Origin of the sequence: Hymenobacter sp. BT18 (genome assembly GCF_012273015.1) — a bacterium.
GTDB classification, from domain to species: Bacteria; Bacteroidota; Bacteroidia; order Cytophagales; family Hymenobacteraceae; genus Hymenobacter; species Hymenobacter lutimineralis.
The window spans coordinates 2,534,251-2,552,737 of sequence record NZ_CP050954.1 but is presented as its reverse complement, the minus strand read 5'-3'; the positions used below and the strand labels follow the sequence as shown (position 1 = coordinate 2,552,737).

General features: G+C 60.4%; 17 protein-coding genes. 5 read left to right on the top strand and 12 right to left on the bottom strand.

Features of this window, described 5'->3' with window-relative positions:
* Positions 1-40: 40 nt before the first annotated feature.
* The gene (gene pgmB, locus HER32_RS10745) at positions 41-703 is read right to left on the bottom strand and encodes a beta-phosphoglucomutase (protein ID WP_168681872.1); all 663 of its coding nucleotides are present in this window, start codon (positions 701-703) and stop codon (positions 41-43) included.
* 739 nt (positions 704-1,442) lie between these two features.
* On the bottom strand, positions 1,443-2,879 hold the full coding sequence (locus tag HER32_RS10740) for a hydrolase (protein ID WP_168681871.1): 1,437 nt from the start codon (positions 2,877-2,879) through the stop codon (positions 1,443-1,445).
* Positions 2,880-3,145: 266 nt separating this feature from the next.
* Here HER32_RS10740 and glgP point away from each other — a divergent pair, with 266 nt between their 5' ends.
* The gene (gene glgP, locus HER32_RS10735) at positions 3,146-4,795 is read left to right on the top strand and encodes an alpha-glucan family phosphorylase (RefSeq protein ID WP_168681870.1); all 1,650 of its coding nucleotides are present in this window, start codon (positions 3,146-3,148) and stop codon (positions 4,793-4,795) included.
* Positions 4,796-4,858: 63 nt separating this feature from the next.
* Here glgP and HER32_RS10730 read toward each other — a convergent pair whose 3' ends face one another.
* From HER32_RS10730 to HER32_RS10720, 3 genes are all read right to left on the bottom strand, one after another.
* A complete protein-coding gene (locus HER32_RS10730; RefSeq protein WP_168681869.1) occupies positions 4,859-5,998 on the bottom strand; it encodes a PepSY-associated TM helix domain-containing protein in 1,140 nt (379 codons plus the stop codon).
* A 118-nt stretch (positions 5,999-6,116) separates the two neighbouring features.
* On the bottom strand, positions 6,117-8,618 hold the full coding sequence (locus HER32_RS10725; protein WP_168681868.1) for a TonB-dependent receptor: 2,502 nt from the start codon (positions 8,616-8,618) through the stop codon (positions 6,117-6,119).
* A gap of 135 nt (positions 8,619-8,753) precedes the next feature.
* Complete coding sequence (locus HER32_RS10720; RefSeq protein ID WP_168681867.1) at positions 8,754-9,332, bottom strand: arylesterase; 579 nt, start codon at positions 9,330-9,332, stop codon at positions 8,754-8,756.
* 187 nt (positions 9,333-9,519) lie between these two features.
* Here HER32_RS10720 and HER32_RS10715 point away from each other — a divergent pair, with 187 nt between their 5' ends.
* On the top strand, positions 9,520-9,837 hold the full coding sequence (locus HER32_RS10715) for a thioredoxin family protein (protein WP_149070212.1): 318 nt from the start codon (positions 9,520-9,522) through the stop codon (positions 9,835-9,837).
* An 11-nt stretch (positions 9,838-9,848) separates the two neighbouring features.
* A complete protein-coding gene (locus HER32_RS10710) occupies positions 9,849-10,091 on the top strand; it encodes a DUF6952 family protein (protein WP_149070213.1) in 243 nt (80 codons plus the stop codon).
* Between the two features lie 120 nt (positions 10,092-10,211).
* On the opposite strand, the gene HER32_RS10705 is transcribed toward HER32_RS10710, so the two are convergent.
* From HER32_RS10705 to crtD, 3 genes are all read right to left on the bottom strand, one after another.
* Positions 10,212-10,826: a TetR/AcrR family transcriptional regulator gene (locus tag HER32_RS10705; protein ID WP_168681866.1), complete on the bottom strand. Its 615-nt coding sequence runs from the start codon at positions 10,824-10,826 to the stop codon at positions 10,212-10,214.
* Positions 10,827-10,904: 78 nt separating this feature from the next.
* Positions 10,905-11,597: a carotenoid biosynthesis protein gene (locus tag HER32_RS10700; RefSeq protein WP_168681865.1), complete on the bottom strand. Its 693-nt coding sequence runs from the start codon at positions 11,595-11,597 to the stop codon at positions 10,905-10,907.
* 15 nt (positions 11,598-11,612) lie between these two features.
* Entirely contained in the window at positions 11,613-13,073 is a 1,461-nt protein-coding gene (gene crtD, locus HER32_RS10695; protein ID WP_168681864.1) for a 1-hydroxycarotenoid 3,4-desaturase CrtD, read from the bottom strand.
* A gap of 347 nt (positions 13,074-13,420) precedes the next feature.
* On the opposite strand from crtD, the gene HER32_RS10690 reads away from it, so the two are divergent.
* Together HER32_RS10690 and HER32_RS10685 are read left to right on the top strand one after the other, a co-directional pair.
* Entirely contained in the window at positions 13,421-13,672 is a 252-nt protein-coding gene (locus HER32_RS10690) for a hypothetical protein (RefSeq protein ID WP_168681863.1), read from the top strand.
* Positions 13,659-14,546, top strand: coding sequence for a prohibitin family protein (locus HER32_RS10685; RefSeq protein ID WP_168681862.1), 888 nt, complete (start codon positions 13,659-13,661; stop codon positions 14,544-14,546). Before HER32_RS10690 ends, HER32_RS10685 begins: the two co-directional genes overlap by 14 nt.
* 32 nt (positions 14,547-14,578) lie before the next feature.
* Here the strand turns inward: HER32_RS10685 and HER32_RS10680 are convergent, their stop codons facing one another.
* From HER32_RS10680 to HER32_RS10665, 4 genes are all read right to left on the bottom strand, one after another.
* Positions 14,579-15,724 carry a hypothetical protein gene (locus HER32_RS10680; RefSeq protein ID WP_168681861.1) on the bottom strand — a complete coding sequence of 382 codons (1,146 nt, stop codon included), beginning with the start codon at positions 15,722-15,724 and terminating at the stop codon, positions 14,579-14,581.
* A gap of 171 nt (positions 15,725-15,895) precedes the next feature.
* On the bottom strand, positions 15,896-17,083 hold the full coding sequence (locus tag HER32_RS10675; protein ID WP_168681860.1) for a class I SAM-dependent rRNA methyltransferase: 1,188 nt from the start codon (positions 17,081-17,083) through the stop codon (positions 15,896-15,898).
* A gap of 114 nt (positions 17,084-17,197) precedes the next feature.
* Positions 17,198-17,746: a hypothetical protein gene (locus HER32_RS10670; RefSeq protein ID WP_168681859.1), complete on the bottom strand. Its 549-nt coding sequence runs from the start codon at positions 17,744-17,746 to the stop codon at positions 17,198-17,200.
* A 100-nt stretch (positions 17,747-17,846) separates the two neighbouring features.
* Positions 17,847-18,308, bottom strand: a complete 462-nt coding sequence (locus tag HER32_RS10665; protein WP_149070221.1) for an SRPBCC family protein — start codon at positions 18,306-18,308, stop codon at positions 17,847-17,849.
* Positions 18,309-18,487 lie beyond the last annotated feature (179 nt).

Here is an 18,487-nt window from a genome sequence, read left to right as displayed (position 1 = left end):
GGATAAGGGAAAGTAAGGGGAGAGTTTTCAGTGGAAGGGGCTAGTGGCAGACTTCTAATTCGTGGAGGCGCGCTACCGTCATATCTTCAAAGCCGGGAATCACAAAATCGGCTTCTGCTAAGATAGTTACATCCCCGACACCAACACAGTGCATGCCGCCGTTGCGGGCCGCTTCGAGGCCGGCTACGGCGTCTTCGAACACCACACAGTGAGCCGGCTCCACGCCCAGGGCCTCCGCCCCTTTCAGAAACACCTCGGGGTCAGGCTTGGCATTGGCCACGTCGGTGCCATCCACAATGGCGTCGAAGAGGGGCAGCAGGTTTACCCGGTCGAGGATGAGGCGGGCGTTTTTGGAAGCGGAACCCAGGGCGGTTTTCAGGCCGGCGGCGCGGCACTCTTCCAGGAAGCGGCGCACCCCGGGCAGCACATCGGCCTCGGTCATGCGGTGCACGTCTTCCAGGTATGCTTCATTTTTGCGCGTGGCCAAGGCCAGCTTCTGGTCTTCCGGTAACGTTTGCTGGCCGATTTCGAGAATGATTTCCAAGGACCGCATGCGGCTCACGCCCTTTAGCCGCTCGTTGTCGTGCTCCGTGAAATCGAAGCCCAGGCCGTGGGCCAGCGTTTTCCAGGCCTGGTAGTGAAACTTGGCAGTATCCACGATGACGCCATCGAGGTCGAAAATGCAGGCTTGTAGGTTGGGCATATTGGGAGTACTTGGGCGTTAAGATCTTAGAAGCCTGGCGGATGTTCGGGGGCAGCAGGTAGCCACCTTTGAAACCAGGCTTTCACGTTCTTAGGTGCCTGTTTGCTTGTTCAATTCTATGGCTCAGGCCTTGTAGGGCAGCAGGCGGAAGCGTGGCGGTTGGTTGGCAAGGCCCCGACTAAGCGCCCCGAAGAACAAAGAAGAGCCTGTCATAGGGGATTTCAGCGGTGGGATGAGTGGCAAGATATTGGCTCAATTGCCAGTATCCAAAAACGCCGACGCAATTCCTGAAGCTGAAAAAACGGCGAAATTTCGCTTTAGAGGCCTAAAACCGTCATACCGAAACGCCCGCGCCACTTGCGGGGCGCGGGCGTTGGCCGGGGTTAAATCCTATTCGCTAAGCAAGCGGCTTTCGCTGGGAAAGTGAGGAGTTACTTTCGCCTGGGCAGCGAATCGGGTAGCATCAGTGTCTTCTGCCAGGATTGGCTCGTTTCATTGCTTGCCGGCAGATACTAAATGTCCTTGGACAACGCGACTATAGCCACTACTGTGGCTACCTCCCAGAGGGCCTGCTCACAGGCCGCCTGGCTGGCCAACTTTGCGGTGAACTTCTGCTGTAGCCGTAGCTAATTGTCATTACCTGCTCAAGCATTTCCGCTACCTCACTCTTTGGCCAGGCACAAAAAACCCCTGGCAGCTGGCTACCAGGGGTTCTTATTTCAACTAAGCAGTTATTCTCCTAGAGCTTAGCCAGCCAGAGCGAGGCATTCAGATGCAGGCGGGCGTGGCTTACGTTCTCGTTCCAGCCGTCGTACACGGTGTTGCCGGGCGAGCCGGTGCCGTCGTCGGCGGGAGACGAGTCGCCGATGATGACCACGCGGCCGGTCCCGAAGGTGCTGCTGGCGGCCATTACGCTGCTATTGCCCTGGGCTACACCCACGCGCCAGATCAGGCCCTGCACGGTAGAGTTGGCAGTGGGGCTCAGTGTCATGGTAGCCCCGTTGTGGAAGGACAGCTGCGACACCGTGCCCAGAGCCCCGTTCATGATGGGGTTGGTGCTGCTCACCAGCGCGTTGCTGCTGTTCTCCACGATATTGTCGGAGTTCACCGAGAAGCCGAAGGGGTTTGCCTGTACCGAGTTGTTCTGCATCAGGTCGTTCCAGATTTCGGGGGAGTCCCAGCCGTCGTTGTTGCGGTCGGAAATGATGTGGTCGGAAATCATGAACAGGCCACCGCCGTTCTGCACGTAGCGCAGGATGGCCGTTTTCTCAGCGGCCGTGAACACCACGTTGGGCTCATCCACCACAAACACGCTGTACTTGCTCAGATCCTGGGTATTGGTGGCGTCGCCGTAGGTGATGCGCCCCCCGGCCGGCAGCTGCTCCACGGTGTGGCCGCGCTTTACCAGGGCCACGCCCCAGGCCGAGATGGCGCCCGTCCAGTAGGTTTCGGACGTGGTGCTGGTGATGCCGCTCTGGGCTGGCGTAGGTATGGACGACGCCACCCCGCTGTTCACGTCCAGCACCCAGTCGGCGTTGCCAGCCAGCTCCCCGTGCGAACCATCGAACAGGAATTTCTTGGCCGTACCAGTGGGGGGCGGTGTGGTGGTGCCGCCGTACTGCTCGATGGTCACGTTATCGATGTTGATGCGGTTGGTGCCGCCCGAAGTCTTGCGGATCTGCAGGCGCACGTTGCCCGTGAGGTTAGCCGTGAAGGAAGCCGTGCCGAGGCTGGTGCTGCTGGTGGTGATGGTGCTACCCACTTTGGCGTAGGAGGAGCCGCCGTTGGTGCTGGCCCACAGCTCCCACTGCGAGCTGCCATCGGTGCCGTACACGGCGTGCTGCACCGTGATGACGCCCGCGCCGGCGGTGGTGTTGAAGTTCATGCTCAGGGAGCCCACGTTGCGCACCCGCACCGACTGCGTGCCGGTTTTACGGTCGGCGGTGGTGTTGCCGAGCAGGGCGTCGTTCAGCGTCCAGGAGCCCGAGCCGAGCGTGACGGAGCCGGTAGTGTAGGCGGTTTTAACCCCACTCTCAAAGGTTTCGGGAAAGCCGGTGGCACTGATGTTTTGGGCGGCAGCGGCGGCTACTGGGGCTTGGGGGGCGGGGTCCTGAATGGACGTGCAGGCGAAGGCCACGCCGAGTAGGCTGGCGGTAAGCAAACGGGCAATGTGCATGAAGGAAAGGTTGGGGTGGTGAAAAAAGAGAAGTAAGAGAGTCGGCAAAGCTAGCGGGGTAGAACCAGCGTTTGCCGCATGGTAATATTAAGGTATTGTTATAAAAAACCGGGAAACTCGCATCGGTTGGGCCGGGCCGAACGTACAGAAACCCGGCGTATAGCGTGGAAATGCCGCTGGCACTGTATCTTCTCCCCGGAATTTTGCACCTTCCCGGCTGCATAGAGTTCCGCGCTTTTTCTGCCTTTTCCCCTTCCAACTTCCTGATGGCTTTCACGTTCTCCTTCTACCAGCCTGCGGCCGAGTACAGCACCGCCGCGGCCTATTTCTCCATGGAATTCGCGCTTGATCAGGCGCTCAAAACCTACTCCGGCGGCCTGGGATTTCTGGCCGGCTCCCACATGCGCTCGGCCTACGAGCTGCGTCAGAACCTGGTCGGCATCGGCATCTTGTGGTCGGATGGCTACTACGACCAGACGCGCAACGAAGACCAGACCATGCGCGTGGACTACCGCCACAAAGCCTACTCTTTCTTGCAGGACACCGGCTTGGTGTTTCCCATCACCATTCACGGCGCCGAGGTTAAAGTGAAGGCCCTGTACCTGGCCCCGGAGGTGTTCGGCACGGCGCCCATGTTCTTCCTCACCACCGATATTCCCGAAAACGACTACATCTCCCGTACCATCACCCACCGCCTCTACGACGCCGACCAGGCCGCCCGGGTAGCGCAAAGCATGGTGCTGGGTACCGGCGGCGGCACCCTGCTCGACCTGCTCGGCCACCAGGTAGAGGTGTACCACCTCAACGAGGGCCACGGCTTGCCCCTGGCATTTTACCTCTACGAAAAGCACGGCCGCCAGCTGGCGGAGGTGCAAAAGCGGCTGGTTTTCACCACCCACACGCCCGAGCTGGCTGGCAACGAGGAGCAGCCCATGCGCCTGCTCGAAGACATGACCTTCTTTGGGAAGATTTCAGGCAGCGAAGTGCGGCAGCTGGTGGGCGTAGAAAACGACCGGCTAAACTACACGCTCACGGCCCTGCGGATGGCGCGCATTGCCAACGGCGTTTCCCGGGTGCACGGGGATGTAGCCAACCAGATGTGGGGCTCCAACCCCGGCATCTGCCCCATCACCTACATTACCAACTCCCAAAACGGCACCTACTGGCGCGATGCCCAGCTCCACAAGGCCCTGGAAGCCAACGATGATGCGGCCCTGCGCCAGCGTAAGCGGGAGCTGAAAAAGGAGCTGTTCGACATCGTGGCCGACCAGACGGGCAACATCTTCGACCCCGAGGTGCTGACCATTGTGTGGGCCCGCCGCTTTGCCGGCTACAAGCGCGCCGACCTTATTCTGCGCCATTTCGAGCGGTTTGTGAAGCTGGTAACCAATACCGAACGACCCGTGCAGGTTATCTGGGCCGGCAAGCCCTACCCCAAGGACTACGGTGCTATCGGCATGTTCAACGACATCATCCAGAAAACCCGGGGCTTTAAGAACTGCGCGGTCCTCACGGGCTACGAGCTGGCGTTGTCGGCGGCGTTGAAAAAGGGCTCCGACATCTGGCTGAACACCCCGCGCTTCCCGCGGGAGGCCTCGGGCACCAGCGGCATGACGGCCGCCATGAACGGCTGCGTAAGCCTGAGCATTGCCGATGGCTGGATTCCGGAGTTTGTGCGTGAGGGCGAAAACGGCTTCCTCATTCCCCTGGCCAACATCAACGAGCCTGAGCACGTGAAGGACGACCTCGAAGCCACCGGCATCCTGGACGTGCTGGAGCAGGAAATCCTGCCTATCTACTACGGCCAGCCCGAGCGGTTCCTCGAAATCCAGAAAAACGCCATGCGTGAGGTAGAGCCCACGTTTGAGTCGGGCCGGATGGCGCAGGAGTACTACGAGAAGATGTACAACGCCTAGCGTACTAGTTTGATTTGAAAGCAAACGGCCCCAACCAGCAGCATGGTTGGGGCCGTTTGGGTTTTAGCCGGCTACTAATTGCCGGTTTTTCTGCCGGGTTTTGCTACGGCGCCCCCACCACACGATGGTGCCCGTCACGGGCAGGCTGGCCGAAATCAGGCTGGCCAGGAAGGCTACCAGTTTGCCCCCAAAGCCTAGAATCTGGCCAGTATGCAGGTCGTAGTTCATATCGGCGAACTTGGTGCCGGCGCTTTTGCGGGCGTGGAAACGCGACTCCAGCAACTGGCCCGATAAGGGGTGGAAGGCGTATTCGTCGCGGTGGTAATAGTGCAGGGCTTTCTGATAGGTCCAGCAGTACGCGGGGGCTTTGCCCGTGCCGGTGGGCCCGATGAGGACCATCTCGTGGGTGGGCGAAAGGCGGCGCACGTTGCGGTACACGATGTCGGGGAGAGGCTGGGCGGCCGCCGTTACGGTTTGCAGGGTGTCGAGCTTGGTTTCCATAATCTCCGGCGGAGCCGGCTTGCCCCCATCCACCACCAACACAATCGGCTTGAGCATCCAAGGGAAAATCATGAACAAGCCGGACAACGCCAGCACCAGCCCAATGCTGGCCGCGTAAAAGCCCAGCACGTTGTGCAGGTCGTAGTTGACGCGCCGCCACCGGGCACCCCACTTAATGGTGAAACGCTGCTTGCGCTCCTGCTGGCGCTTGGGCCACCACAGCACCAGGCCGGTGAGCAGCATCACCACGAAAATGGAAACACCGCCACCCACCACCCACTTGGCCACCGCCTCGGGCAGGAGCAGGTGCATGTGGATTTCCTGAATGATGGTAAAAAAGTGCGTACGCAGGTCCTGCTTGTGCAGCACCTGCCCCGTGTAGGGATTCAGATAAACGAGCATCAGGGCCCCATCTTTGGCCGTGTAGAAAACGGTGGCGGAGCGGTCAGGGCCGAAGTACGTTACCCAAGTATCTGCGGCCGTAGCATCTGTCTGGCCGGCCAGGGCCGCGGCCTGCAGGCGCGAGGGCAGCACGGGTGCCGTAGCCTGCACGGCCACCTTGCGCCAGGGCTCCGTCAGGTCCCGGATGTCGTCCTGAAACGTGAAGATGGCCCCGGTGATGCTCACAATAAACACCACCAGCCCCGATGCCAGCCCGAGCCAGAGGTGCAGCTTGCCAACAGCTTTCTTGAATGGGGTCATAGCGAAGGAGTAGAAACGAAGCTAACATTGCCTCCGGCCGGTTAGTGCCAAGGCTCAGCCCGCCTTCGGAGCAACCCAGCACCGCAGGCTGCTCCCAAGGCGGGCGTACTACTTGAGCTTAAAACTTATAGGCAATGCTGCCCACAACGCTGCGCAGCCTCTGCGCATTCATGGTGGTGTAACCCGTCCAGTACTGCTTATCGGTGAGGTTGTCCACCTTGGCTGAAATGCGGTATTTAGGCTGGTCGTAGAAGATACTGGCGTTGAGCACCGTGTAGCTGGGCAGGGTAAACACGTTGGTGTTCGTGTTCAGCACGCGGTTTTCACTGGCATAGTTGCCGCCAAAGCCCGCGCCCAGGCCACGCAGCGCGCCCTCAGCCTGCCGGTAGCTTACCCAAACGTTGGCCAGGTAGGGCGAAGAAGCGGTGTTGGGCCGGCGGCCGTTCACGTCCTCAGGCGAGTCCTCAAACTTCGAGTCGTTGTAGGAGAAGCCCCCGACTACATTCAGGCCGCTCACGGGGTTGGCAATAACACTAACTTCTACCCCCTTGCTGCGCTGGGTGGCATCCTGGGCATTGATGGCTTCGAAGGTGGTGGGCGCGTAGCCCAGCAGCCGCAGCCGGTCCTGCACCCGTATGTCGTAGTAGCTCACCGTGGCGCTGAGGCGGCCGGCTGCGGCATCCAGCTTCACCCCACCTTCCCACTGGTTGGCCCGCTCTGGCCGGGCCAGCGGGCGGCGGCCGTCCTCGGCCAGGTAAATACCCAGGTTGTTGAAGCTGTTCTGGTAGTTGGCAAACACACTCACCCGGTCTTTCACCGGCTGATACACCATCCCGAATTTCGGCGAAAAAGTAGTCTGCTTATACGCCGCCACGGGCGAGTAAAACAGCCCGCCGGTGTTGTTGACGTGGTCTACGCGCAGGGCGGCCAGCACGCTCAGTTGCTCCGTCAGGTTCAGTACATCCGATACAAAGGCACTATAGGTATTCGACTTAGTAGTAACCAGGTAGCGCCCACCGCCGCCGCGGGCGTACACGGCATTCATGTTGGTCCCGTTGAATTGGTCCAGCACGGGCCGAGGCGAGGACAAGGCCACGGTATCGGCGTTACCCCCGATGAAATTGATATCCGAGTCGACGCGCAGGAAATCCAGGCCCAGCACCACACGGTTGCGCAAGCTGCCTACTTGAAAGTCGCCGTTGAACAACTGCTGCGCTTCCCACAGCTGCCGCCGGCTGTTGTCGGTCGATTGGTCGGCCCGAACCAGGTAGTTGTCGGCTTCGGGCAGTTCGGGGTGGCGGAGGCGGAAGCCTGGGGTAGAAGGCGTTAGGTAGAAGTACGCCGAGTTGCCGTCCGAGTAGCTGTTGCTGCTGGTCAGGTAGGTGGTAGCCGTGAAGCTGGGCGAAATAGTATAGCGTACCTGCCCAAAAAGGTTGGTGCTGCGCGACTCCTGAATCAGCCCTGGCCCCTGATACGACTGGCGGTAATCGAACGGCGACTTATCGGCCCGGTCGAAGCCCAGCGTAGCCGACGGGAAGTAGAAGAAGATAAACTGGTTGCCCGTACCGCGGCCGTTATAAATTTCTGCATCCACGTTGACCGTCAGCCGGTCGGTGGGGCGCCACTGCAGGCTGGGTGCCACGGCTAAGTTCTTGTTGAAGCCCGTGTAGCCCTTATTCTGGAAGTTGTCTTCGTACGTGTACGCCGTGTTTAAACGGAAGCCTAGGGTCTTGGGCTGGTCGGCGGGGGTGCTCTGATCCACCAAGTTCACGTCGGCACTCACGCGGTGGAAGCCGTAGGAACCGGCTGCCACATTAATTTCGCCGCCGAAAGTGTCCGTAGGCTTCTTCGTAACACGGTTCAGCAGGCCGCCGTACGAGGTCAGCGCCGATCCGAACAAGGTAGCCGAGGGGCCTTTGATAACTTCCAGCTTCTCCAGGTTGACCGCATCAATGTTGCCGGTCACGTTGCCGGCTACGCCGTTGCGCAGCTGACTTTGCGTAACGAAGCCCCGCGCGGCATAAAAGGCACCGCCGTCGCCGCCGCGGCCAGTAGCATCCCACATCTTCTGCAGACCTGGGGCGTTGCGGGTGGCATCATCCACCGAAAACACCAGTTGTTCCGTCAGCAATTCCTTGCCCACGGTGGCGTATACCTGCGGGTTTTCCAGGTTATCGAGTGGCATCTTGTTTACGTCCATCGACTGCTTGCGGGCAAACTTATTGGTGCGGTTGCCGCTCACAACTACCTCGCGCAACTGCTGAGCACTTTCGGCCAGCACTACTTCCGCTACCCGGGTGGTTTCGGCAGCTTTCACTTCTACCGGCACCCGCTTCGGCTCGTAGCCCAGCAGCGAAATCACCAGGGTGTAGCTACCGGGCACTACCCCTCGGAGAACATAGGCGCCCTGGGCATCGGTGGCAGTGCCGCGGGCAGTGCCTTCCAAGGCTACGTTTATCTGCTCGGCGGGCTGGGCATCAGCGGTGCGCACGGTGCCCCGAATGATGCCGTTGGTTTGCGCCAGCAGCGAGTTGGGAAGCAGAGCGGTAACAAGCAGAAGAAGCAGGGCAGCAAACGCTTTAAGAGAGCTGACCAGTCCGGTGGTGAAGGTGTGCGTCATAGTAAGTTGGCGGCAGAATACCGAAGGGGAGCTCCCAACGGCTTTTTAGAATTAATCTAAACTGCGCCAAAAGTACCAGCCGAAATGGCACCGCACAAGCCTATTTAGAAATTTTCTTAATAAGCTTGCAATGCCTTAATTCTTCAGTATGCCTTCCAGTACGGCCCACACGTTGTTGGCGAGTAGCTTGTGCCCCGCCGCGTTGGGGTGCACGCCATCGGGCAGGTTGAGGTGGCGCTGGCCCAACACGCCTTGCAACAGGAAGGGCACAAAGGGCAGGCTGTTCTTTTCCGCCAACGCCCGAAATAGGGCTTTAAACTCGGTGGCGTACTGCCCAAAACGGTGCCCGCCCAACGGGCCCAGGTCAAACGGGAACTCCAGACCCACCAGCACTATGCGCGCCTGCGGGTACTTTTGCCGCACCTGGTTGAGGATATCCTGCAGGTTCTGGACGGTTTCGCGGATGGGAATGCCCCGCAGGCCGTCGTTGGCGCCCAAAGCCAGCACAAACACGGCTACCGGGTGCCGTGTCAGCACCGAGGCCACGCGCTGGCGGCCGCCGGCGCTGGTTTCGCCGCTTACCCCGTAGTTATAGGCTTTATAGGGCAGCCCCAGGGCGTCGATACGGGTTTGCAACAGGGCAGGAAAGGCATCAGCGGCCCGCAGATGGTAGCCAGCCGTGAGGGAGTCGCCAAAAAAAATCAGGTCTTGCATACAGCTTCTGGCCCGGCTGAAAGGACGGCCCGCTAGGGCAAACGCAGGGCCTGGGGCGAAGGTTGATGCCCGAAAATTTGCTTTCTGCGGGCAACCATTTCGCGCTCCGCCCGGTTAAGACCCTCGGCAGATAAGAATCATTCTTCTCTGGCTTGTATCTTTGCCCGTCCATTTTTTGTTTCTGACCATGCCTGTTACTAAAGCAACCGACGCGGATTTCCGCCAGCTGCTCGATTCGAATGAAAAAGTAGTTGTGAAATACTACGCCGACTGGTGCGGCAACTGCCGCCTGTTTTCGCCTAAATACAAGCGCCTTTCGGAGGCAGAGCAAAACCAGGACATTGCGTTTCTGGATGTAAACGCCGAAACCAGCCCCGAGGCCCGCAAGCTGGCGGGCGTAAGCACGCTGCCTTTCTTCGCTATTTTTAAGGATGGGGAGCTGCTCGATACGGTATCGGCCAGCAAGGAAGAAGCCGTAGCCAATCTTATCAACCGCCTCAACTAAGCCTGTAGTTAATGAAGATTCCAGCCATCAAGCAACTGGTAGAAACCCAAACACTGCCCGACCTGGTAGCCGCCGAAGAAGCTATTCTGGAAGAGCAGGCTCCCGCTTTCGAGGTGCCCGGCGAGGATGAAGGCGAGCAGCTCACGCACGTGCTGGCCGCCATCTTTATCCTGAACCACATGCAGGACCACCAGATGGAGTTTAAGGAGGCCCTGCGCGAGTATACCAAAAAAGTACGCGTGTCGCTGAACTAACCCGGCTGCTGACCTGGGTCGGCACGAAAATCCCTATAGCAAAAGCCCCGGTTGCCAACATTGGCAGCCGGGGCTTTTGCTTATTAGCTTAATTGAAGCCAGGCAACTGCCTACTGCGGGCTACAGGCGCGAAAAGTGCGCCGCCGCCACCTGGATACCCTCCTCGGTGCACAGGCCGCGGATGTAGTAGAGGTACACGCTGCGGAACACCTCGGCCAGGTTGTAGCGGCTAGGCGGAAATACTACGGGGTTCAAAATCAGGTGCAGCTGCTCCAGAATGATCTTCGTGACCAGCTCAATGTTGATGTCGCCCCGGAACTGCTTTTGCAGGATTCCGTCGTTGAGCAGGCCCTGAATCTGGGGGTAGGAATACGTGGTCAGGTGGTCCATGAGCAGCTCCCAGGTGGCGGGGTGCTCCTGCTGAATTTCCCGGTAGTTGGTGCCGGGCACTTTCTGCATTTCCCCGATGCCGTGCTGCAACAGGACTAGGATGCGCTCTACCGGGCTGCTGACTTGCGTGAACAGGGCCGTATGCTCTTTCTTTTGGCGTTCCAGGTCGTAGCGGGCTACCTGCAGCACCAGGTCGTCCTTATCGGCAAACATGCCATGAAACGTAGCCGGCGACACGTTCAGCAACTGAATAATGCGCTCCAGGGACAGGCCGCTGATGCCATGCTGCAGAAACAGCAGCTGCGTTTCTTCCAGTAACGTTTGCTGCAGAGAAGGAGTAGTCATATACGTTGCTATAGGCTAGTTGCGGGCACGAGGACCTCGTCGCCGGACCGGCAAGCTAGCACATAGAACAACGGCAGGCTAGCTCAACAGGCCCAGTCCGAAGAAGAAAAGCAACTGTACCAGATAGACAAAGGGTGCCAGCTCGTTGCGTTTCTCAAACTGACTCCGGTTGAAGAAGATCTGCAGAATGAAGGACACCGCCAGCCAGCCTTTGAAATTCTGGAGGGGAATAACGTCGGCCATCCAGCGCCAGAAGTCGAACTGCACGGCCACGGGCTCAATGCACACATCCATGCCCACCATGAGCAGAGCGGCTACCACCGCCCGCAGAATATTGGGCAAGGGCAGGTAGCGCGCCAGCACCCCGGCCATATAAGTGAGCATCAACCAGTTTAAGCCGATAAGCAGGGGTACTCCTAGCACCGCATAGCCCAGCACCGGGCCGTATTCGTAGTTGCCGAAGATGATTTTGTTTTGCACGCCCAGCACTTCTACCCCGAAGCCCACCAGCATCGTCACCAGGCAAAAAACGTAGAAACTGCCCGAGCGACTAGGCTGGAAGGCCAGCAGCAGGGCGGCCGTGAGCAGCAGGTTCAGGGGTACAAAGCGCAGGTAGAAGCTGGGGTCCTGCGAAAAGCCCAGCCCAATAAACCCGGTGACGTGAAACAGCAGAATAATGCCCTGCGCCACGCGCAGGCGCTGGCGGCTGCCAGGCGCGGGCACGGCGGGCGGGGCCGCGGGCGGGTGGGGTAGAAAATCGGTAGTAGGCATGCGCAGGGCAGTAGATCAGGCAGAAGTAAGGTCGGCTACAATAGCGGCCGAGAGTAGGCACAGGGGAATACCGCCACCAGGATGGACGCTGCCTCCGCAAAAATACAAGCCCGGGAGTTTACGTGAAAAGTTTGGGTGCCGGAGAAACGCCGCCAGCATATTGTTGCTGGAGCTGCCGTAGAGGGCCCCGCCCAGGGAAGAGGTGCGGGCCGCAATTCCGGGCGGGTCCCAGACGTGCTCGGCGCGGATGCTGGCAGTCACGTCAACGCCCAACGCTTTGTGTAGCCGGGCCAGTACCGCCCGCCGGGTGCGTGCAACCAGTTGCGCCCAGTCCTGCCCCTGGTCGTGGGGGACGTTCACCATCACAAACCAGTTCTCGTGGCCCGCAGGCGCATCGGTGGGCGTTTTCTTGGAGGTGATGTTTACGTACACTGTCACGTCGTCGGCTACAGTTTTTTCCTGAAAAATGGCCTCGAACTCGCGGCGGTAGTCGGCGGAAAAGAAAATATTGTGCACGCCCAGCTCCGGAAATGCCCGCCCAATGCCCCAATAAAAAATTAGGGCCGAGGACGAGCGGGGCTGCTGCAGAGTGCTTTCGGGCGCGGGCAGGCGCGGCAGCAGGCGGCGGTACGTGGGCACCACGTCCATGTTGCTGACCACCACCTGTGCGTCGTAGGTGCCCTGACTCGTGCGTACGCCCTTGACCTGAGAGCCGTCTGTCAGGATTTCCAAGACGGGCTCTTGGTAGCGGAACTCCACGCCCAGCTCCTCAGCCAGGCGCACCAGGCTTTCGGCAATGGCGTAGATGCCGCCTTCCGGATAGTAGGCGCCCAAGCCGTGTTCCAGATGCGGTATCAACGACAAGGTAGCGGGAGCCTGGTACGGGTCGGAGCCGTTGTAGGTGGCAAACCGGTCGAAGAGCTGCACGGCGCGGGCATCGGAGAAGGCGGCGGCGTGGCGCTGGTGCATGGTGCTGAGCAAGCCCAGCTGGGGCAGCACGGCCACGGCCTTTAGCACTTCGGGCCGCAGGTAGGTGCCGGCTTTGTGCAGGGAGCGGCGCAGAAAAGTGTCGGCGGTACCCGCGTAGGCCTGGCCGCTGCGGCGCAAAAACGCCAGCACATCGGTGGCGGGCACTCCCAGCTTCTGCTCTACCTCCCCGGCAAACTTGGCCTCCTCGGCCCAGGCGGTAAGGCGGACACCGTCGGCAAAGAAATACTCGGTGATGGGGTCGAGCCGCTCGTAGCGAAAGTAGTCGGCGGGGTTGCGGCCGGCCAGTTCAAAAAGCTCATCCACCAGGTGAGGGAGCGTAAACAGGGAAGGCCCCCCGTCGAAGCGGTAGCCGCCGGGCAGCTCCAGCTGGTGCATTTTGCCCCCGAAGGAGGCCTGCGCTTCGAATACAGTAACGCGGTAGCCCTGCACGGCCAGCCGCACGGCCGTGGCAATGCCGGCAATACCAGCGCCTACAATGAGGGCCACAGGATGAGAGGACGAACGGAGCAGGCTCACGGACAAATACGCTTGGTGTGGTAGCTATAACCTGAATAGGCGGCGGATGGCTTCAGAAATACCCAATAAAAAACTGCCCGGTTAAAAGCGAAGCTACCGTAGGCAAGTGCCCGTCCATGTTCCTGAGCCTTACTTCCGGCACCAGAGCCAGCGCAGAGGCCCTCCGGCAAACACCTTTGGGGCAACTCGCCGAGCACAGGCTGTATGCGCCCGGGCAAAAGTACGACAAGCTAACTCCCCGCCGCTGCGTAGTGCCGGAATGCGGTATTGTTCAGATATTGAAACCCGGCCGCGTACCTTGTGGCTCTCCTTACGCTATGGCAGCTACGCGCATTTCCTACGGTTGGGTAGTCGTCTGGCTGCTGTTCTACGGCGGCTTACTGCCCTACGCCCTACCCCGCTGCCTCGACTGGATGAGCCGGGCTTCCAACTGGTGGCTGAGCTGGGGCGCGGCCGGCCTGGCGGTGCTGGTAGCCGGGGTAGCTTTATCACTCTACCAGGCGGGGCGCTGGCTCACGCGGTATTTCTCTTCCCAGCCTTTCAACCCTCCCTCCGATGGCTCAATTTGACGCTCTTACTGGACGCTCCTGGCTTAAACCGCTGATCTTTTTAGGCCTGCTCGTTTTGGCCCTGGCAGGTGGCTGCAGCCTGATAAAAGTAGAGCGCATTGATGCCGGCAACGTGGGCATCAAAGTGAACCTGGCCGGCACCGCCCGCGGGGTTGATGACATTACCTACGCTACGGGCTGGGTTTTCTACAGCCCCCTGAGCACGGCCGTGTACGAGTTTCCGGTGTATACCCAGCACAAAGAGTACGAGGAGTTTGAGGTGCAGAGCAAGGACGGCTCCGGGTTTGGCGTGGCCCCCAGCCTCAACTACTTTATTCAGTCGGACAAGGTCGATGACATCTTCCGCCAGTACCGCCGCCCGCTCACCGACATCGAGAATGGCTTTCTGAAAACGGCCGTGTACGAGGCGTACCGCGTGGCTACCAACCGCTACACCGCCGACTCGCTCATCAGCAACCGGGGCTCCTACGAGGCCCAGGTGAAGGCCAACCTCCTGAGCCAGCTGCAAAGTATGGGCTTCACCGTGCAGCAGATTACCACTAAGCTGGAACCACCCGCCAGCCTGAAAGCCGCCATCGACGCCAAGAACACGGCCGTGCAAACCGGCCTGCAGACGGAAAACCGCATCCGGCAGGCCGAGGCTCAGGCCCGTATCAACATTGCCGAGGCGGAGGGCCGGGCCAAAGCCATCCGCATTGCCGCCGACGCCCAGGCCTACGCCAACCAGAAGCAGCAACAGTCGCTTACGCCCCTGTTGGTGCAGATGCGCTGGATTGAGGCCTGGGAAAAAGGCGGCAGCAACGTGCCCACCTATACCGGCGGCAGCGGCGGCCAGTTTCTGATGCAGCTGCCCGCGCCGGGGGCAATTAAGTAGGGCCTTAGGGCGTACCTCGGGCAAATACTGACTCAGTCGTCCCGGTGCGGGCGGCGCTGGTAGCGCAGCCGCCGAGGCTGGGTGGGGTCAACGTAGAATGTGAAGTCGTGCCCTTCTGTCTTCATCTGGAAACGGACCTCCCCTGGTAGCCGGGGCGGTTGAAAAGGCTGCATTTCCTTAAACGAAATGGTTGCTATGCTTTTGGCATTATGCTTATCAAGTGCCGTCAGCCCACGCTCTTCGTCGAGTAGGTAGTAGGTGTGCGTCTGCCAGAGGTAGCGTCGGGGTACCCAGAAGCCAATCTGCTCCCGGTAGCCGTGGTATTGAAAGGAATGGCGCACCTGCCCGCGGGCATTGATTACGAAGGCGTTGGGACTGCTCTGGCGGCGTTTATCGGCTACCCATTCCGGCCCTTGAAAGTCTGCACTGAGCTCTTCTTCATCAGACATACCGGCGGCAGCAGCCGGCTGATTCCTATATTGACCGTACCGGTATACGGTGCACAAGGTTGTGTCCGTCAGCATGAATGCGGCCAGCAGCTGCGCCGGCGGCTTAAGCAGGCTTACCCGCTGCTTATTGGGCAGCAGCAGCTCCTGACAAGTCAGTACCTCCCCATCGGGCAGCAGGCGGGGGGCACAGTCGGGCGCGTCCCAATTAGACCAATAGCTGGTTGCCAGTTGTTTTACGCGCCCATCGAAGCCGAGCAGGATAAGGCACCGCTGCCATACGTCGCTGTAGGGAATACCGATATCAAGGGTAAAGCCCAGCGTTTGGGTAGCGGCCTGATAGCCAACAAACACAGGCCGCGCCGGCTCACTCACGGTTATGATGTCGCGGTTGGCCACGGAGTAGAAGTCAGGCTTGTGTAACACCCGCCGGAATACCTGCCGCCCATTGGGGTCCAGCAGCGTAATGATTTGCCTGCCCGCGTAGCCTCTTACCCGCTTGGTTTGGGCAAAGGTGCTGGTATCATCGGCAAAGGCCGGGCCCACTATCCCCTCTGTGGTGGTAACGAGTGGCTGCGTTGAATCGGTTTCGGCGCGCAGCAGCAGCCGGTACTGCTGCCGGCCAATGTAGAAGGTAGTATCGTGGCCTTCCCGGTACCCAACTACCGTCCGACTAGCATCCGTTGTATCGGGCTGAGTCACCGGCACAGCGGGCACGGGTGCAGACACCACACTGTCAGCGACATTAGCAGGGAGCCGGGCAGGAGTTGAGGAAACCGGCTGCCGCTGCTCACAGGCCCCCAGCAGACAAGCCAGGAGCAAACAAAAAAATCTGTGCATCGGGAGTGAGATGGTGGAAGTACCGCCCACTCAATGATACTGCATTTCTGGCAGTTGAGCCCGCTACTCCACGGCCAGCACCAGCCCTTTCAGGTATTCGCCCTCGGGGTGGAAGAGGCTTACGGGGTGGTCGGCGGGCTGGGTAAGGCGGTGCAGGATACGGGCGGGGCGGCCGGCTTCAATTGCGGCGGCCAGCACGGCGCCTTCAAACAACTCCATGCTCACTACCTGTGAGCAGCTGAACGTGAACAGCAGACCACCCGGCGCAATCTGCCGGATGCCGGCCGCATTCAGCCGCTTATAGCCCATGAGGGCGTTGTGGCGGGCCGAGAGGTGCTTGGCAAAGGCCGGCGGGTCCAGCACAATCAGGTCGTACTGGTTGTGGCGGTCCTTCAGGAAGGTGAATACATCCTGGGCGTAGGCCTCGTGCCGGTTTTCGTGGCCGGTGAGGGCCGCGTTGCGCTGGGTCAGGTCAATGGCTTTCTTGCTGGAGTCCACGGAGTGCACCAGTTCGGCCCCGGCCATGAGGGCGTAGGAGCTGAAACCGCCGGTGTAGCAGAAGGTATTGAGCACCCGGCGACCGGGCGCGTAGCGGGCCAGCAAACTGCGGTTGTCGCGCTGGTCGATAAAAAAGCCCGTCTTCTGCCCCGTTTCCCAGTCTACGGCAAACGGGTGGCCGTTTTCCTGCACCACGTGCTCCTGGCCGCTGCTTTCCCCTAACAGGTAGCCATTCTGGGCGTCGGGCGCAGCCTTGGCCGGCACGGTTTCGGCGCTTTTATCGTAGATGGCCCGTAGGCCAGGAATTACTTTTTGAAGTGCCTCGGCAATGAGGGGGCGGGCCTTGTACATGCCGGCGCTGTGGGCCTGCACCACGGCCGTGTCGCCGTACACGTCGATAATGAGGCCGGGCATCCCGTCGCCTTCGGCGTGGGCCAGGCGGTACACGTTGGTGTTGCCGGTACCCGTAAGGCCCAAACCCTGGCGGAGCTGGTAGGCGTTACGGATTTTCTCTTCCCAGAAAGCCGCATCGGGCCACTGGGCCTCGGGGCCGAAAGCCAGCATCCGCACGGCTATGGAGCCGGGCGCGTAGTGGCCTACGCCCAGCAGCTCGCCATTAGCCGCGTGCACGGCTACCAGCTCGCCTTCCACTACTTCGCCCTGCATGCGGCCGATGGCCCCGGAAAACACCCACGGGTGCAGGCGACGAAGGGACTGGTCTTTACCGGGTTTGAGCGTGACAGAAGCAGGCATAGCAGCGAGTAGCAAGAGAAATGGACAACAAAGGTAGCCATCCGGGCGCAGGATTGACGACCCTTGCCAGGCACGCCCACTTACAAGGCCTGTAACGGGCGAGTGTCTACCCGCTTATGCAAATGGGTCGAGCCAGGCAATGAGTACTGCTAGTGCGGCCAGCCCGGCCAGCACCGCCCACACCGGCCCGCCCCAGATCAGCAGACCAATGAGGCTGAGTGGAAACACCACCAGCCCCAATACGCCCAGTACGGTAGTACCCAGGCCTACTTCCTCAGCTTGCGTTGGCTTAGCCCAGTGCTTCTTGGCAGCTTGCGCGGCCGATCGGGCTAAAACAGGACGCTTATTTAGCGCTTGGCTTACGGCCATCATCTGCCGGCGCGCTACAGGGGCCACCCGACGACGCGGCCGTCGGATTGGGGGAGTGGGTTGTGAAAAGCTGACGGAAGCAGTGTTAATCTGACCCTTAGAGGGTGATACGGAAGTAGGGGAGCTAACCACCGTTGGCGTATCAGCAGCAGAAGCAGGCTGCGCCGCGGGTTGAAACTGGTAGGCAGCCCGCGTACCGGCACATCCGGCCAGCCCCAACGCCCCCACAAACACCACAACGCACTGCCGTAACTGCCGCAGCCGAGGCCGCGCAAAAAAAGTAGAATCAAGCATAACCCAAAGCAGGATGAACGGCAATATACCCGTTGACGTGGTGCTTGTACGGCAATCAACTCAACTACGCTGCCGGTTATCTACGGGGTCCGGAGTTCAATTAGCGCCCAGTGGGCCCTGGCTTCCCAAACCACCGGCGGTACACGGGCCCGCGCACCGCAAACTGCGCCCACATGACGGGGTACATCAGCTTATCCAGCCAGGCAAACCGGGTGTGGTAGGTGATATCCTCTACGATGATGGTTCCCCCATCTGCGGAGGGCTGCAGCAGGTGACGGTGGCGCCAGCCTACCAGCGGCGGGGGCAGCTCCTGGCCCTCATCCACGAAGAAATAGGTGCCATCGGGCTGCACGCCGTGCTCGGTGATGAGCGAGGTCCAGCGGCGGCGCAGCGGTCCGCCGCCCAGCTCAATCTCCACTTCGTCGCCGCGCTGGCAGCCGTCGAAGCGCAGCAGGCGCATGGGCGGAAACGGCGGGGCCAGGGCCAGAAACAGCTCCCGGGTAAAGCCCTGCCAGACCTGAGCGGGCGGAGCGGCTACGTGCGTGCGAAGAAGGAGGTGCATAGGCTGTGCTAACCCGAGCGGCGGCGCATTGTTCGCCCTGGTCCTATTTCCCGGCCAAGGCCTGCCGTCTTTCTTCTCCTTATCCTGACCATCTTATCCTGACCATTGGGGTTTCGGCAGCTCACGGTTTGGCAGCCGCGCGGCTTGCCCGCCGAGCCAACGCCCCCGGTTATGGGGCA